General features: G+C 47.2%; 11 protein-coding genes and 1 other RNA gene. 3 read left to right on the top strand and 9 right to left on the bottom strand.

Annotated features, from left to right (window positions below; all coding sequences use genetic code 11):
• Positions 1-3 precede the first annotated feature (3 nt).
• Together lpxA and miaA are read left to right on the top strand one after the other, a co-directional pair.
• Complete coding sequence (gene lpxA, locus V8Z93_RS11905; RefSeq protein ID WP_089543518.1) at positions 4-774, top strand: acyl-ACP--UDP-N-acetylglucosamine O-acyltransferase; 771 nt, start codon at positions 4-6, stop codon at positions 772-774.
• A complete protein-coding gene (miaA, locus tag V8Z93_RS11910; protein ID WP_439431612.1) occupies positions 774-1,673 on the top strand; it encodes a tRNA (adenosine(37)-N6)-dimethylallyltransferase MiaA in 900 nt (299 codons plus the stop codon). Before lpxA ends, miaA begins: the two co-directional genes overlap by 1 nt.
• A 61-nt stretch (positions 1,674-1,734) precedes the next feature.
• On the opposite strand, the gene V8Z93_RS11915 is transcribed toward miaA, so the two are convergent.
• The 6 genes from V8Z93_RS11915 to V8Z93_RS11940 all read right to left on the bottom strand — a co-directional run bounded on the left by V8Z93_RS11915 (position 1,735) and on the right by V8Z93_RS11940 (position 10,631).
• On the bottom strand, positions 1,735-2,409 hold the full coding sequence (locus V8Z93_RS11915; protein WP_119249304.1) for an ABC transporter ATP-binding protein: 675 nt from the start codon (positions 2,407-2,409) through the stop codon (positions 1,735-1,737).
• 57 nt (positions 2,410-2,466) lie between these two features.
• Positions 2,467-4,857 (bottom strand): ABC transporter permease, encoded by a 2,391-nt coding sequence (locus tag V8Z93_RS11920; RefSeq protein ID WP_439431613.1) that lies wholly within the window; start codon positions 4,855-4,857, stop codon positions 2,467-2,469.
• A gap of 91 nt (positions 4,858-4,948) precedes the next feature.
• Positions 4,949-6,199 carry an efflux RND transporter periplasmic adaptor subunit gene (locus tag V8Z93_RS11925; protein WP_439431614.1) on the bottom strand — a complete coding sequence of 417 codons (1,251 nt, stop codon included), beginning with the start codon at positions 6,197-6,199 and terminating at the stop codon, positions 4,949-4,951.
• 50 nt (positions 6,200-6,249) lie between these two features.
• On the bottom strand, positions 6,250-7,710 hold the full coding sequence (locus V8Z93_RS11930; protein ID WP_439431615.1) for a TolC family protein: 1,461 nt from the start codon (positions 7,708-7,710) through the stop codon (positions 6,250-6,252).
• 168 nt (positions 7,711-7,878) lie between these two features.
• Entirely contained in the window at positions 7,879-9,156 is a 1,278-nt protein-coding gene (locus V8Z93_RS11935; RefSeq protein ID WP_439431616.1) for a sensor histidine kinase, read from the bottom strand.
• A 140-nt stretch (positions 9,157-9,296) separates the two neighbouring features.
• A complete protein-coding gene (locus V8Z93_RS11940) occupies positions 9,297-10,631 on the bottom strand; it encodes a sigma-54-dependent transcriptional regulator (RefSeq protein WP_439431617.1) in 1,335 nt (444 codons plus the stop codon).
• Positions 10,632-10,850: 219 nt separating this feature from the next.
• On the opposite strand from V8Z93_RS11940, the gene ssrA reads away from it, so the two are divergent.
• Positions 10,851-11,248: a transfer-messenger RNA gene (gene ssrA, locus V8Z93_RS11945) on the top strand.
• Positions 11,249-11,373: 125 nt separating this feature from the next.
• Here the strand turns inward: ssrA and V8Z93_RS11950 are convergent.
• The 3 genes from V8Z93_RS11950 to V8Z93_RS11960 form a co-directional block, all read right to left on the bottom strand.
• A complete protein-coding gene (locus tag V8Z93_RS11950; protein ID WP_439431618.1) occupies positions 11,374-12,858 on the bottom strand; it encodes a pectinesterase family protein in 1,485 nt (494 codons plus the stop codon).
• A 12-nt stretch (positions 12,859-12,870) separates the two neighbouring features.
• Entirely contained in the window at positions 12,871-13,041 is a 171-nt protein-coding gene (locus V8Z93_RS11955; RefSeq protein ID WP_439431619.1) for a hypothetical protein, read from the bottom strand.
• Positions 13,042-13,624: 583 nt separating this feature from the next.
• Positions 13,625-16,759, bottom strand: a complete 3,135-nt coding sequence (locus V8Z93_RS11960; protein WP_439431620.1) for a type III restriction-modification system endonuclease — start codon at positions 16,757-16,759, stop codon at positions 13,625-13,627.
• Positions 16,760-16,815 lie beyond the last annotated feature (56 nt).

Below are 16,815 nucleotides of genomic sequence, written 5' to 3' on the forward strand. Positions count from 1 at the left end.
AATATGAATCAGATTAGTCCATTAGCGTTTGTTCATCCAGAGGCAAAACTCGGTGACAACAATATTATCGGTCCTTTCTGCTATATCGACAAGGACACCGTTTTGGGCGATAACAACGTATTGCAGAACAGCGTAACCATCCACGTGGGCGCTCGTATCGGCAACAATAATGAATTCTTCCCAGGCGCCAGCATCTCTACCAAGCCTCAGGACTTGAAGTTCAAGGGCGAGGTGACAACCTGCGAGGTGGGCGACAACAACAGCATCCGTGAGAACGTTACTATCTCTCGTGGTACAGCCTCTAAGGGCAAGACCGTGGTAGGCAGCAACAACCTCCTGATGGAGACTGTTCACGTGGCTCACGACTGCGAGTTGGGCAGTGGCTTGATTATCGGTAACTCTACCAAGTTTGCCGGCGAGGTGGTTGTAGATGACAACGCCATCGTCAGTGCCAACGTTCTCGTTCATCAGTTCTGCCACATCGCAGGCTACGTGATGATCCAGGGCGGTTGCCGTTTCTCTCAGGATATTCCTCCTTATATCATTGCCGGCAAGGAGCCAACCCGCTATTGCAGCATCAACCTCATCGGTTTGCGTCGCCGTGGTTTCAGCAACGAGACCATCCAGAACATCCACGAGGCTTATCGCCTGCTCTACAGCAAGGGTATCTTGAAGGAAGGTATCGAGGAAATCAAGAAGAATCTTGAGGTGACTAAGGAAATCCAGTACATCATCGACTTCGTAGAGAGTTCTCAGCGAGGCATCATCCGATAATGAAAACTTTAATTGTAGTGCTCGGTCCTACCGGTGTAGGTAAGACCGAGCTCTGTCTTTCTCTGGCAGAGCATCTCTCTATACCTATTATCAATGCCGACTCCCGCCAGATCTTCGCAGAACTTCCTATCGGAACCGCAGCGCCTACTGCCGAACAGCAGCAGCGGGTGAAGCATTATTTCGTAGGCAACCACCACATCGAAGATTATTACAGCGCAGCCCAATACGAGGCCGATGTGATGAATCTTCTGGAAGAAGAAATCTTCAAGAATCACGATGTGGCACTGCTTACAGGCGGCAGCATGATGTATATCGATGCCGTATGCAAGGGTATCGACGATATTCCTACCGTGCGGGATGACATCCGTACCTGGATGAAACAGCGCCTGGAAGACGAAGGCTTGGAGGCGCTGGTAGAAGAACTCCACAAAATGGACCCGGAGCATTGGGCGATAGTAGATAAGAAGAATCCACGCCGCGTGGTGCATGCCCTGGAAATCTGTCACCAGACCGGCAAGACCTACACTTCTTTCCGTGTAGCCGAGAAGAAGCAGCGTCCTTTCCGCATCATCAAGATAGGCCTGAACCGCGACCGTGCCGAACTGTACGACCGAATCAACCAGCGTGTGCTGATGATGATGGAGGAAGGCCTGGAGGCAGAAGCCCGCAGCGTATATCCACACAAGGGTCTCACCGCCTTGAGAACCGTGGGCTACAAGGAAATGTTTGCCTATTTCGATGGCGAGATAGATAAGGAAGAAGCCATCCGACAGATACAGTCGCATAGCCGTGAATACATGCGCAAGCAGCTCACCTGGTTTAAGCGAGATGCCGAAATCCACTGGTATCATCCCGACCAGCAGGAAGAAATCATCCGATTTATCGATGAAGAGATATAAGCGTAAATCGCCCGATAGCATATTCTTTGATGCTATCGGGCGATTTTCATATCATAAAATCCTACATCTCCACCTGATTCACAATCTCACCATCAAACATATTGATGATTCTATCGGCATAATTGGCATCATGCAACGAGTGGGTTACCATTACGATGGTGGTGCCCTCCTTGTGCAGCTCAGAAAGCAGTTCCATCACCTCCTTGCCATTCTTGGAATCCAGGTTTCCCGTAGGCTCATCGGCAAGTATCAGCTTAGGATGCGGCAGAATGGCACGGGCGATGGCGGTGCGCTGCTGCTGACCGCCCGAAAGCTGCGACGGGAAATGCTTGGCACGGTGGGATATTGCCACTCGCTCCATCACATCCTCTGCACGCTTACGGCGCTCCTTGCCCGAAACTCCCATATACAGAAGCGGCAACTCGATATTCTCCACCACATTCAACTCATCTATCAGATTGAAACTCTGGAACACAAAACCTATCATGCCTCTTCTTATCAAGGTGCGCTCACTCTCCTTCAGCGTGCTCACATCCTTGCCGTCGAGCAGATAGCTGCCGCTTGTAGGATTATTCAGCAAACCTATTATATTAAGTAATGTGGATTTGCCACATCCCGAAGGTCCCATGATGGCAACAAATTCGCCTTCCTTCACCTCCAGACTGATATTACGCAAAGCCCAGGTCTCCACTTCCTCTGTCTGAAATACTTTCTTGATATTATTTAATTGAATCATAATCTTTATCGTTTCTTTAAATTCGTATTATACTTTTATACTTTCAAATTATACATTTTATTCCTTAGCCAGAATCTCCGAAGGATCCACCTTCATGATTTTGCGTACCTGGCAGGCGATGATAGCAGCAATGAAGCCTATCACTATCACTATACTCAGGATGATAGGGAAGACAGGATTGATTTCTACCATATCGAATGGCTGACTCAGAACGATATGGAACAGCAACACGGCTACCACCGCAAATACCATGGCGATGAGCGTAATCACCAGATAGGTTCTTCCGAAGAGTTGGGTAATATCCTTTGTCAGGGCACCATTCACCTTGCGGATAGCCACCTCCTTCTTGCGGGTCTGCGTATCCAGCATCACCGTACTGAAGATGCTTATCAGGCAGATAGCCAGACTCACGATAGCCAGGATCCACGCAATATTTTGCAGTATTTCCAACGCAAACATGCTCCTTGCCATATAGTCACGCAGATTGGATGACATCGGTTTTACCACAGCAGGCTCCAATTTCTGTATCATTCTATCTACTGCAACCTGCATCTCCTTATATTCACCCGGCTTTGCCACAAGAATATAATGCTTGGCATCATAAGCCTCTTTGGGGTCAATGACTATGAATGAGTATATATCAGTTTTCATACTCCCCTGATAAGGAATCGACTGGAACGTTCCGGCTATCTGATACGAATCCATCTCATCTACGGTCAATATATCATTAGGAGCAACATGATATTGGCGCATATACTTATACAACTCCTCATTTACCAGGATACATTTCTTCCGGTTTGCCTTCGGCTTCCAATTCACCTTGATCTTGAAGAAATCGAGATAGGAGGTATCTGATGTAATCCTAAAGCAATAATTCGTCACATTATTATAGCTAGCATAAGGATCGCCTTGCCAAGCCGCCTTGCTGAACTCCTCGTTCTCTGCCAGCTCGTTAACTTTCCAAAATCCCCAGCTATAAGGCATCCATCGTTCTACCTGCGGTAAATGGATGAGCTTGTCTCTGAGGCGCTGACCATTTTCTGCCGCATTTGTCTGCAGAAACAGACTCTGCTCGTATGCACGCTCGTCATCAGGTATATGATTGAATTCAGCCATCTTGCCCACCCAGCACAGGAGGCAGAAAGTAACACCCAGGAAGAACATACTGATCATCACCTGCACACCCAGCATCGTATTGCGGAACCAATGGTTATGGCTTCTTCTCATTCCTGATTCGAGTGCTTGCGTATGCTTACAAATGCGACTCAGCACAATCCAGATGATGGCGAGACACAACATCATCACTACCAGACCAATCACCAGACTATAGAGATACAGATGACTGATGGTTCCTAACTCGGAGGTGATTTCAGCAAACTGAGGCCTTGCCAGATAATCACAAATCCAGGATCCCATCAATACTGCTACAAAATAAGCCCCCAGCACAATCACCACCACCTCGGTAGCAAACATGGAGAAGAGTTGGAGGCGTGTGGCACCATTGGTAATTCGGAGCGAGATTTCACGTCTGCGCATCCAGAACAGTTGCGTCTGCATCCTCAGAAAACCGATGATGGCAGCCAGCAGAATCAACGAACCAATCAGATAAGTGATGGAACAAGCTATCGCTACGGTTGAATACTCTTCGCTCAACCGATCTTTCAGCTTTTCTGTTTTTACCTTCAGACCCAATGGTTTCAATCTGCTGTTCACCTCTGCTTTCAACTGTTGTGGCGTGCATCCCTCTTTCAACACCACATACAAAGCCACAGCATAAAATTGATTTAAATCCATATCTTCCAACTCCCATGGTGAGTAAAAGAGAGCAGAACTGTTTTGCTCTGTCAATGATAAGTCTTGATAGACATCCACCAATCTCAACTGATAATTTCCATAGTCCTTACTCAAACGAATGCTTGCACCCACAGGATTCTTGTCGCCAAAGATTTGCTTTGCCTGCTTTTCGTTGATAATGGCATCATGAGGACCAAGCACCTTAATTTTTTCGCCAGTAATGGCAGAACGGATACCTACAAAGTTGGGATAATTTCGATCAAGAGGAACTGCATCCAACTGCATCTTGCGTCTTGTCTTGCCGCTTAGGGTAAACTCAGCCCAGCCGCCTGTAAGCATACCATTAGGAGCATAAGGTCCCTGCTCTATGCAACGAGGTCCTCCATTCGCCTTCACCGCCCTTACGATATCACCATTAATACGAATTGAATTATCCGATTGACGTTTTTGGATGGAATCGAATCGGAGGTTATAAACCCTGTCATAATAAGGTTCATGGTTAATGGAAGCCATGCGGAAATTCTGCAGAAACGAATGCACCGTGGCAAGCGTCACCATACCGATGGCAAGCGACAGGATGCTGCCCAGCGTCTGCACCTTGTACTTGAGAATGTTGCGCAGGGCAACCTTCAGGTTGTGTAATAACATGTTCATATTTACTAGTCTTTATATAATTTATTTACGTGAAATATTGAATTTTATTATCTATGATGGATGATGAATTTTGATAATCCAAGATAAAAGTCTATCTCAAATCTATCTCTTTTTCGCTGGCGATTTGGGTATATCCGCTTACGATAACCTTGTCGCCCGGCTTCAAGCCGGAAGTAATTTCGAATTGCTGCGGATTCTGTCTGCCTACATTGATATTCACCCGCTGCGCCTTCTTGCCGTCATCAGATACCCGGAATATCCAATATCCGTTGGTGGTCTGGAAGAAATCACCATTCGGAATCACCAAGGCTTGTTCCGGCTTGCCCAATTCCAACAGCACCCGATAACTCTTGCCCAATCGAATATTGGCAGGAGTCTTGCCAGTGAAAGTTAATTCGCAGACAAACTGATGGTCTTTCACCTCGGGAATCACCCGCGATACACGAAGCGGGAACTGATAACCATCGTACTCGATATGGGCAGGAAGTCCGGCAATAACGCGGTCGATGTAATACTCAGCCAGCGAAACCTGCAGTTTAAACTGGCTCATCACCTTGATTTGTCCGATGCTCGCCCCGGACGAAACCTGCTGACCTTGGGTTACCCCCACATAACTCAGTTGTCCGCTTACGGGAGCCCGAACCACCAACTGCTGGGTGCGACCCTTCATTCTCGACAATTTCTTGTTGGCTTCCATCCGGTTGGCAGCAATCATCTCGCGCTTCAATCGGGTAGATACGGAATCATGCTTCAGGTTTTGCATCTGCAAGAGCACCTTCTGCCGCTGATATTCGTAATCTTCCTCAGCCACTTCCAGTTCCGCCTTACTCTTAATGCCCATACGATATTCCTCCCGGCTCTGCTTGAGCGATTTCTTCAGGCTCGCCATCTGATGCTGGGCATCCAAGGCTTGCTGGCGAAGGTTGATGGTCTTCTGCGTCATCTCTATCTCCTGTTCCTGACAGTTGCGAAGCTTGCTGCTCCATGCATCCTGCTCATCATCAATAGAATGATAGAGTTCCGGATTCTGAAGCACCAGGATGGTATCGCCCTGCTGCAGCATGGCTCCTTCTTCTGCCACCACCCGTTCCACGAATCCGTTCTCCATCGCATTCACCTGGATGGTCTTGAAGGGTTGCACCAGTCCTTCTACATCTACATACTCCCAGAAAGGAGCCTTCTTTACTTCGGCTATCACCACGCTATCCATATCCACCCTTCGGGTGCCCGAAGTAACGATCAGGAAAAGGGCATAGACCAGGATGGCGATGCCTGCTACGCCCGACAGGATAGGATATCGGTAGCGGATATACCAGGGTTTCGGTTGTTTCTTTATATCCATATTGTTCTGTTGTTATTCATTATTCTATAGGAAGATGATTCTATGGAAAGTTATTCTATAGGAAGTTCTTCCTTCAATTCTTTGTTGTGCTCGAAATCGAATCCCGTCATGCTTCGGAGCGTATAGTAAAGACTCCAATACGTTTGCATGGTCGAGATGTAATTGCGCCGGGCAGCATCTTTCTCGCTGATGGCAGCATTCAGATCGAGTATCGAGTTGCGGCCCATGATGTAGAGTCGGCGCGCCACCACATGTCGCTTCTCGGCACGCTGGTCGGTAAGCGATGCCACATGCACCTTTCGGGCTTGCATATTAAACTGCAACACCAGTTTTTCTACGTTCTGGTAGAAATCCCGCATGCCTTGCTCCACCTGCGTCTGGGTAAGCGCCAACTGCGATTTGGCTTCTCTCACCCTACCCTTTCCCCGTCCCCAATCCAATATCGGAAGGGCGATGGTGATTCTTGCCGATTGCTGACTCATCGGACTACGATAGGCGGCACCGATATCTGCTCCCGTCTGCGAGAGTCCGAACTGCATATAGAGATCCGCCTTCAATCCGGCATTGGCACGAGCCTGCGCCAACCGGCTTTCGCTCTCCTTCTGGATGCGACGGTAATAATCGGGATCCGGACTGTTCAGCAAAGCCCAATCTATCGCCCGCTGCAAAGGAACCTCAAAAGCAGGCACCTCTTCCGGCATCACCAGACTGATGTCCTGCGATTTTTCCAACCCCAGAAACGAGCGGATGGTCTGCATCTTCTCTCTCAAAGCCACCTGGGCATCCATCACGTTGGTCTCCTCATTCAGTCGGTTGATTTCCAGCTGCAGCATCTCGTTTTCCGAAATCGTTCCGTTCTCATATCGCCCCTTCGCCATCTGATAAAGCGTATCGGCAGAAGCAAAGTTCTGCTTTGCCATCTCCCATTCAGCCTGCGCCGAAGCCAGACCGAAGAAATGTTCACAGGCTTTTGCCGAAACAATCTCCAGCGTTTCGGCATATCGTTTCTTGGATTCCCGGAATCGGATGGGTTCTATCCGTCGATTCCATTTCAGCGAGTTATAGCCAAAAAGACTCTGCTCATAACCCACGATAAAGGGTTGACTGCTATAGGCGGTTATCTTGTTATACAATTCATCCAACCGGTTGAGCGAACTCTTCACAAAAAGGCTACCACCCGTCAGGGAGATATTCTGGTTGATTTTCAGAGTAAGGTCGGCACTCAACTGATCTTGCTTCAGAAAGAGAGCCGTACCATCCGACTGGGTTATCTTATTCACCTCCTTATTAATATAAGGTGAAGATGAAAGGGAAAGCGAAGGCAGATAGTTGGCCTGATGATACCGATAAGCCCAATAAGCAGACAGAAAGGTATTGCGGGCACTCTGCACCGATGGCGACTGCCGCTGCGCCATCGCAATGGTAGCCTTCAGGTCGAGCTGCAGCGTGTCGGCTTGAACATTCAGGGCTGCAAATGCCCATACTATGAATAGGTAATTCTTTATCTTCATGATGATTACTTTTGCAAAAACTAACACAAAAGCTATGCCACAAAGATAAAGATATGATTATCAGGAAGATAAGAAATTCCGGATATAAAAAAGCCGTGCGAAACCGCACGAAACGTGTGCGATTTCGCACGGTGCGCACATCCTCAATATGATAAACATCCGTCTCTATCAGGCAGGAAGCACCACGCTAAAGGTGGTTTTATCGCCTGGCTTCGAAGAAGCGGTGATGGTTCCACCATGCAGGGTTACTATCTGCTTGCAGATACTCAACCCGATGCCCGAACCACTCGTCTTGGTAGTAAAGAACGGCACGAAAATGCGCTCCATCACCTCCGGCAGGATTCCCTTACCATTATCAGTAATGGAAATGATGAAATCGCGCTTGTTGCTCGAAAGATGAGTGGTAAGACGGACATAAGGAATCTGATTTTGAGCAGATTCAGCCTCATCGGAAAGATCTGCCGCCTCCTCCTTCATCCGAATCTCCACAGCTTCCTGCGCATTCTTCAGCAGATTAATCAGTACCTGTTCTATCTGCGAACGATCCATCTGCAACCTCTGGTCTTCATTTTCTATCTCATAATGGAATATCGAATCCGGATAAAGATGCTGCAAATCTGCCACCAGATCACCAATCCTCACATCCTCAAACTGAGGTTTCGATATGCGTTGCAACTTGCGATAGTTCTCCACAAACTGCAACAGACCATTGCTTCTCCGGTTGATAGCCTGCAATGCCATCAGCAGATCATCATGCTCCAGCGTATTCTGCTCCACACCTTCGCAAAGCGTATCAGCCAAAGAGATGATAGGAGTCAGCGAGTTCATGATTTCATGGGTCAATACCCTCACCAGCTGCTGCTGCGCATCCGTCTCATTCTTCTGAATCACCGGTTGCACATTCTGCAAGGTATAAAGGCGATAGGCAAAGCCTTTATTAAAGAAGTTGACCACGCTCAATACAAAGTCAGCCTTCCCCGCATTCTGATTTCCGGCATCCAAAGCCTTCTTGCCAGCAGCCCCCTCGCTGGTCTTGGTCTCCAATTGTACCAGTTTCTGCAATCCCGGCTTCAGCTGCATCATCATTTCCGGCAGCGTCTCATCCAGCACCTGCAAGTCGTGCAAGTGATGAATCGAAAAACCGCAGAGTCCATCCACAGCAGCCCGATTCATCCAATGCACCTTTCCCTGTTCATCCGCCACAATGAGAAAGGCGTTGATGGTATCGAGCATCGTTCCGAAATACTGGTATTTCGCTTCCTGCAGCAAAGTGGTTTCCCGAAATTCATTCACCACTTCGTTAATCTGCTCAGCAAGATTCCGCTCTTCTCCCCTCAGATGATCCAACGAATATTGAAGCGAGAAGTCACGGGTGCGGATAGCCTCAATCAGTTGGCGCATCCGCTCATTGCTCTTATGATTGAATAAGTTATTGACGATTGACATAGTTTCAAAAATTTCCGTTTTTTCTATCAAAAGAAACTGCTAAAATCCTCACACGCCCTGTAAGGGCAGAAGCTCCTAGCCCAGGGCAACACCCTGGGTTTTAACAAGATATATCCCTACGCCCTGAAAGGGCAAAAGCTTTAAACCCCGAGCTTATCGATTTTTCTATAAAGGGCGAAACGGGTGATACCCAGCAACTCTGCGGCCTGTGTAAGATTTCCATTGCTCAAGGAGATGGCGCGCTTGATGGCTTCACGCTCCAAGGTCTGAAGATTGAGCGAATCAACCTTTATGGAACCTGAAGAAGTCCCCGATGCCACCACAGAATCCTCCAATCTGATATCCTCGGCAGCCAGTTCCGTCTTATCCCCCAACACAATCGCCCTCTCGATGCAATGCTGCAACTCTCTTACATTACCCGGCCAGGTATGTTTCAACAGCTTCTGCTTGGCAGATGCCCCCAGCCTCACATCGCCCACACTATATTTCCCCGAATAAATCTTCAGGAAATATTCTGCCAGCAGAACGATATCCTCTCCACGATCACGCAGCGGTGGAAGATGAAGCTCGATGGTATTCAAGCGATAAAAGAGGTCCTGCCGGAATGTTCCTTCTCCCACCTTCTCACGCAGATGGGCATTCGTAGCCGCCAGAATTCTCACATCCACATGGCTCACCTTATTGGAACCAATGCGCTGGGTCTCCCGCTTTTCAATCACCGTCAGGAGTTTCTGCTGCATCGGCAGGTTCAGATTTCCAATCTCATCCAGAAAGAGAGTTCCGCCATCCGCCGTCTCAATTCGTCCTTCCTTAGCATTCTTGGCATCCGTAAACGCCCCTTTCTCGTATCCGAAAAGTTCGCTCTCGAAAAGATTCTCAGGGATACAACCCAGGTCGATATTCACAAACGGCTTCCTAGCCCTGTCTGAAAGCTGATGCAAGGCATGCGCCACCACATCCTTTCCCGTACCATTCTCTCCAGTAATCAACACGTTGGCATCTGTAGCCGCCACACGCATCATCTGCGCTTTCAGTTCCTTCATGGCAGGGCATTCGCCAATCAAATCCGAAGAATCCAGATTCCTTTCCCTGCTCAATTCCACGGCACTCTTCACCGTATCGAGCAGTTTGTTCCTATCCCATGGTTTCGGAATAAAGTCGATAGCTCCCGCCTTGATGGCCCTCACCGCCTTCTCCGTATCCACGTAGGCCGTGATAAACAGCACCACGCTCTTGGGGTTATGCGCCAGAATCTTCTCCAGCCATTCATACCCCTCTTCGCCACTGATGGCATCCCGATGGAAGTTCATATCGAGCATGATGACATCAGGCATGAACGAATCCATCATTCCGATAATTCGCTCAGGCGTATTGATCACCCTGATACCCTCCACGTATGGTTTCAAAAGCATATTGAGCGACAAGAGAACATCCTCATTGTCATCCACTATCAGTATCTTTCCTTTTTTCTCCATTGCCATCATTTCTGATTTTTAATTATTTTGCCCACAAAGTTACTGCAAAAAAATGAGATAACTCCAAAAACTGCATCATTTCTTCAAAAATTCTTAATACGAAGCAACTTTCAACCGCATTATCCCGATATTTTAAAGAAAAAACTAAGAAAATTCCGAAAATATTTGGTGATTTCAAAATTTCGCTTTATCTTTGCATCCTAGTTATCAAGAAATCTCGGGGTTGACTGGATTTGACGGCGAGATGAAATGGTACGTAAGCATGCGGAGGCTCGTTGGCTACCTCCTAAATCCTAGTGAACAAAAAATTAATTGGCGAAAATAACTACGCTCTCGCTGCTTAATCGAAGTACAGTAGATTAGCTTTATTCCGGCACAAGGTGCTGGAACGGGACATCGCTCAACGGATGTAGTTCCGAATCTTGTTGATCAAGCGGTGCAGGTAAATCGGAAATAGTTCATGTACGCCTCGTTGCATGGATGAAATTTTAGAGGATAAGGGTATGATTGGTGGTCCAGGTCTTGTCATACCTCGAAAATTGAAGGCTGGAATAAGCATGTAGAAAGCGTATGGTTTCCTTGTGCGGACGAGGGTTCGATTCCCTCCAGCTCCACCCTATAAGCAAAAAAGCAGCTGATTTTTATCAGCTGCTTTTTTGTTTTTATTGCATAACGGATTGCAAAAGAACTGGTCATGGCTTCTATATGCTGACCCATTTTGTGACATAAATAATCTCCTTTCTTACCAATTCAACACCCAACTTGCATTGGAGTATTTTCCTATAATCTCTGCATCCTTGATGACATGAAGCTGGCGGACATACTTGTTTCTCTTGCTGGTATCTATAGCTTTACCTTCCTTGTCATGGCTATTGAATTCCAACAGGACTGCTGAAGATGCAGATTTGTCAATCGGCCCAAAACCTTCAGAAGGTACATCGTCGAGTGTACAGTTCAGCAACACACACTCCGCATCAGGATAATTCCTTCCTTTATTATCAGGCAGACGGGCTATTACGGCATCCTTGCTCAATCCTCTGAAAGTGCAATCATTGAAGATGTTACCATGGTTATCCCTGGTATTTCTAATCCACATGAAAGCACCATAGCTGGAAAGGGTGCAGTGATTGAAGTAGGATGGACCTCTTCCCAAAACCGTATCCCCTCCTCCATCTATGATGCAGTTGAGCCAGTAAGCTGATCCATTCACCTGAAGTGCATCGCCATCACCGATGATATGTACATCTTCTGCCAGGTTTCGCTCTCCATTTAGAAGAAAGCCCTCTGCCTGTCCCTTGCAATCAGTCTTGAATGTGATATCTTTGAAAATCATGTCGGCACAGTTGTCTGCTGCAACTGCTGCACGGCGTGAAGGGAAGGTTCCTTTCAACTCATTGGTTTTGATATCAACAGGATGAGGATTGAAAACCTCGTTATTAGGGTAATGTACTACCACTCCATCCATGGACTCTCCCTGGATGGTAACAAATCGTTTGTTGCGGAAATACACCAGTTCCTCATAATCTCCATTCTTGACGAAAACCGTTTTCCTGCAAGCTTCTGTTGGCAATGAGTCTGGTATCCAATCCATGGCACCTTGCAGGGTTGAGAAATCTCCGCTTCCATCTGCAGCCACTACCACCTGACTCAAATCCGCAGAAGGTGCGTTCTTCTTGGTGGTGAACTTCCAAGATGTCTTGCCCTTCCAACCTTCAATCACACCGTTGCTTATCTTTACTTCATACTCATGGCCGTAATCCAACATGTTGTTATGCTGATAAATGGTGGCCTTGCAGCCATGACAGATAACAGGATAGAAGTGGAAAGCATCAGAGAAGCCGCCTATGATGGTCTTCTGGTATTTGCGCTTATCTTCCTTGGCCGCACCCGACGGAGTGCCCGGACGGGTATTGCGATTGGTGATGTGCCCTACCTTATATATATAGGGTACTGGAGTATAGATGGCATGGGGATTCTTGGGCTGTCCTTCCACAGGACCTGCCGGAATACTCATGTCGATTCTGTCAACCACCTTGCGGGTAGTCTTATCAGTAACTGTGATAACACCCTTGCTGCCGGCTTTCACCGTCTTGTCAAACTCAATGACCAGATGTGTATCAACGTTGATGTCCTGGGCATTCTCATGTGGATAAAAACTGATTGGAGATTGTGCCATCAGGTTCATACCAACAAAGAAACCTACCGTTAAAAAAAAGATTCGTTTCATATTTAAAAGTCTTTAATATTGTTTTTTGTACCAGTCTAATACATCACCTTGCTGACCTGCCATTTCATACCAAAAAACACCGATGCCTTGCGCATAGCAGACACCCATGTTGTTCATCGCCATCAAATCTCCTTCAAGAGCTTGCTGACGATACTTGTTCGTCGTTTCACGTTCCTTTTTCATTTCTGTAATCTCAACTTGGGTGCAAAGGTACAACTTTTATTTTGATTTTTTGCATCGTGAAGAGCTAAAAAAGAAAAGGCAGCAGCAAGCATCTTCACAAACACCTACAACTGCCATCTCTACATGAAGTGCCAGGAATGATTTGTTTACGATTTATTTTTGCTTTCACAATTCTTCAAAACCATTGATTACCAATACGTTTAGGATGAAGGCAGTTTATAAGCAGAAAATATGATAGTACTAATAGGAGTAGCTGACATTTCCAACAAGAAGTATTGATATCCCTATCAGGAGAAACAGATACTATCTAGCATCGGCTGACCCGGGTCATCCATATAGATGACACGAGTCAGCTATATGGATGACTCTAGTCAGCTATATAGATTACTGGTATCAATCGATACGAGAAGAATATTCCCCGTCCTTCTTTACCTACCAGCTACTCACACTCATCATTATCTTCCACCCTCCTTCAACTATCAATCATATTCTCTCTTCATTATTCTCCTTTCACACTTAATCCACTATGATACAAAGAGTTAATATGAGTGTGAAAGCATTTTGAAATATTGAACATCATATTCTATTTCACCCATTTCATCAAATCGTCATAATTGGTTACCTTATGATAGTAGATGCCCGAACCTGAGAGTTGCTCGAAAAGCCTGTCAGCACAGGCTATCTTACCATTTTCTATGCCTCGCAAGTCAAGGGTTGACATGCTGCCCTTGGTTTCGGCTACGAAATAAACATGCTTCACGGCACCATCCTTGAAGGCTATCGCCCAGTCGGGAGAATAATTGCCCACAGGGGTAGGAATGTGGAAACCTTTTGGCAACTTGGCATATACGGCAACATCGGTACTCGTATCGAGGTCTTCCACGAACTTGCGCTCCACACTCTGCTTTGCCGTTCCATCGGTAAACACATAATCCACGATGCTCTTTCTGCCCTGGTAAGCCTTGTCGAGCGAGGTATGTTTCTCCTCCGTAAAGATGGCGGAATCGTAGCTTCCCTCTATCTCGTTGTAACTGATATGATCTACGATGATGGTGGCTTTCTGCTCCAGAATCAGGCGGCTTACCCTACGGATAAACTCTTCTGGATTCATCTTGTACATATCAAACTTTTCTGGCTTAATCTGACTCAAAATCCCGGCGATGGTCTTGCGGGTCAATCGGGTATTGGCGGCAATCTTGCCCAGCAGGTCGTACCTCACGGTGCTTACGACTTCCGTTCTCAGGTCATCATGCTGCATTTCTTCCCGCACCATCATGCTGCCCGCCTTCATGTCGTCGTACTTCAGTTCCGTCTTCTGCACTCCTCGGGTTACCACGTAGCTCAGTCTCGAAACTACCAGTTCCTTGTTGATGGCGGCAATAGCTTTCTCTATCAGTTCCCTGCTTTCGAAGTTCACCGTATAGGCGTATTTGTGGTTGATACGATTCCAAAGTTCCTGGAACTCCTTCTTCGTGAAGTTCTCGTTCAGTCTGTTCTCCGGAGTCTGCGGCGTACTTCCGTTTTCTATCATACCATCAAGGGCAGAAGGATTCCATACGCCTTCTATCAGTTTATGAATCCATTTGCCGTATGGCTTTACTTCTTCTGGCAATGGTGCGAGTGTTCCCGATGTTGCGGCAGAGCGGTAAGCATCGGTTACATGACTTTCGTCATCCACATAACCATTCTTCACCAGATAGAAATAAATCTTCTTGGCTTCTGACGTCGTGATACTATGCTTGCTGCCATCCTCAATCGTGAAAGTTTTTCCATCGAAGTAGTCGATGTCGGCAACTTTCGGACGGTCGTAGAGATCTTCCGAAATATTCTTCTGCAGGTCGTTTACGAAATCAGCATAGCCCTCTGAGGCAATCACGGTAAGACGGTTAATCTGTTGCACCTGTCCCTGCAGGGTATCGGCATCCTGTCGTACTCCCTTGTTGTCAACGCAGAGTCGCAGACCTCGTCCCACTTCTTGACGCTTCTGCGAGATGCTGTTCGCTTGTCTGAGCGAACAGATCTGGAAGATGTTCGGATTGTCCCAACCTTCTCTCAAGGCAGAGTGAGAGAAGATGAAGCGAACTGGCGAGTAAGTTGGGTCGAGACTCAGTAGTCGTTCTTTATCTTTCATAATCAGGTCGTAAGCCGATACGTCGTCGCTTCCTGCTCCCTTCTTCTCATCGCTGTCCTTGATGCGCTTGGTCTTGGGGTCGATGGAGAAATAACCCTCATGGGTCTTGTTGACAGGGATGCAGCTAAGATACTGCATATATTCCGGGTCGTACATATTCTGATTCTCCAGTAGTTCTGCCTGGTATTCCTGTTCGAAGATTTCTCCATAGCGTCCCAGCAGCGCATTGCCGTCTTCATCATACTGGCGATACTTGGCAACCTCGTCGATGAAGAAAAGCGAGAGGCACTTGATGCCACGATGGAAGAGGGCGCTCTCTTTGCGGAAGTGCGCCTTGATGGTTTCCCTTATCTGGATGCGAGCCTTGTGGTCGGCAGTTACGTTGCCGATTACCTCCTTCAGCATCAGACTTTCGCCGTTGCTGAACTTCACATGACTGCGACTTGGCTGACGGGCATCCACCACGATATCGGTAATCATGAATCCCTTGTATTGCAGCATATTTCCAGAGGCACGATAGAGGTCATCGCCTTCTCCCAACTTCTTGTAGATTCGCTTGATGGCTCCCGTAGTGCTCTGCTGTTCTATCTCCAGTTTTACCTGTGGAGCCTTGTCTTTCGAAAGCAGCAGCTCTGCAAAATAGATATAGCTGTCGGTACCTTTCAGGTTCTTCAGTTCGAAACCTACTACCTCTATCTTCTTCACCAGCTTGTGGTTATAGGCATCAAGTGCATCGAGCACAAACACCGTATTGTGGTGTTCCTTGTGGGTAGCGGAGTAGTTCAGGGTGAAGAGCGGATTGAAGGCTTTGAGTGCCGTCTGTGTAGCGGCACCTCCCATCTTCTGCGGTTCATCCAGGATGATGATAGGGTTGTTGGCAGCAAGAACAGCGATAGGCTTTCGGGAACCGAACTCATCTCGTTCGGAGTTGATGATGCGTGCCGCCTTGTTCTTGGCTCCTTCCTTCATGGTGTTGAAGGCTTGGGTGTTGATGATCATCACGCTGATGTCGTTGCTCTGCGAGAAGGTGTCGATGTCGTTGAGGCTGCTGCTGTCGTATATGAAGTAGCGAGCCTTTTTGCCGTATTGCTCCATGAAGTGATCTACCGTGATGTCGAAGCTCTTCTTCACACCCTCTCGGATAGCGATGCTTGGAACCACCACGATAAACTTGGTCCAGCCATACTGCTTGTTCAGTTCGAACATCGTCTTGATATAGACGTAAGTCTTTCCCGTTCCGGTTTCCATCTCTACGTCGAGCTGGCAGGCTCCTAGTTTCTGACAGAGTTCTTCATCCTGATGGATATTGTTATCGGTCTGAATCTGTCGGATGTTGTCGAAGAGAGCCACCTTATCCATAGCAAGGCGATTGTTCTTATAACCCAGACTATTGCTGGCATCATCGCTATCGGCAAAGACATCTGTTTGAACGATTTTGATGTCATGCTTCTTGCTGTCCACCACATACAGTTTTCCCTTATCCATCCTGTATTCCAGGTTGGCTTGGTTGGGCTGCCCCTTGAAGACGTTGATGACGCTCTCCACGGCATCGGTCTGATATTGTTGTATCTTAAACTTCAGTTTCATAATCGTAATCAGTAAAGTTCTTTTTACTTTTTTACCTTTCTACTTTTTCCTTTCAA

This window comes from Segatella copri (assembly GCF_051861805.1).
In the GTDB taxonomy this organism is placed as follows: Bacteria; Bacteroidota; Bacteroidia; order Bacteroidales; family Bacteroidaceae; genus Prevotella; species Prevotella copri_M.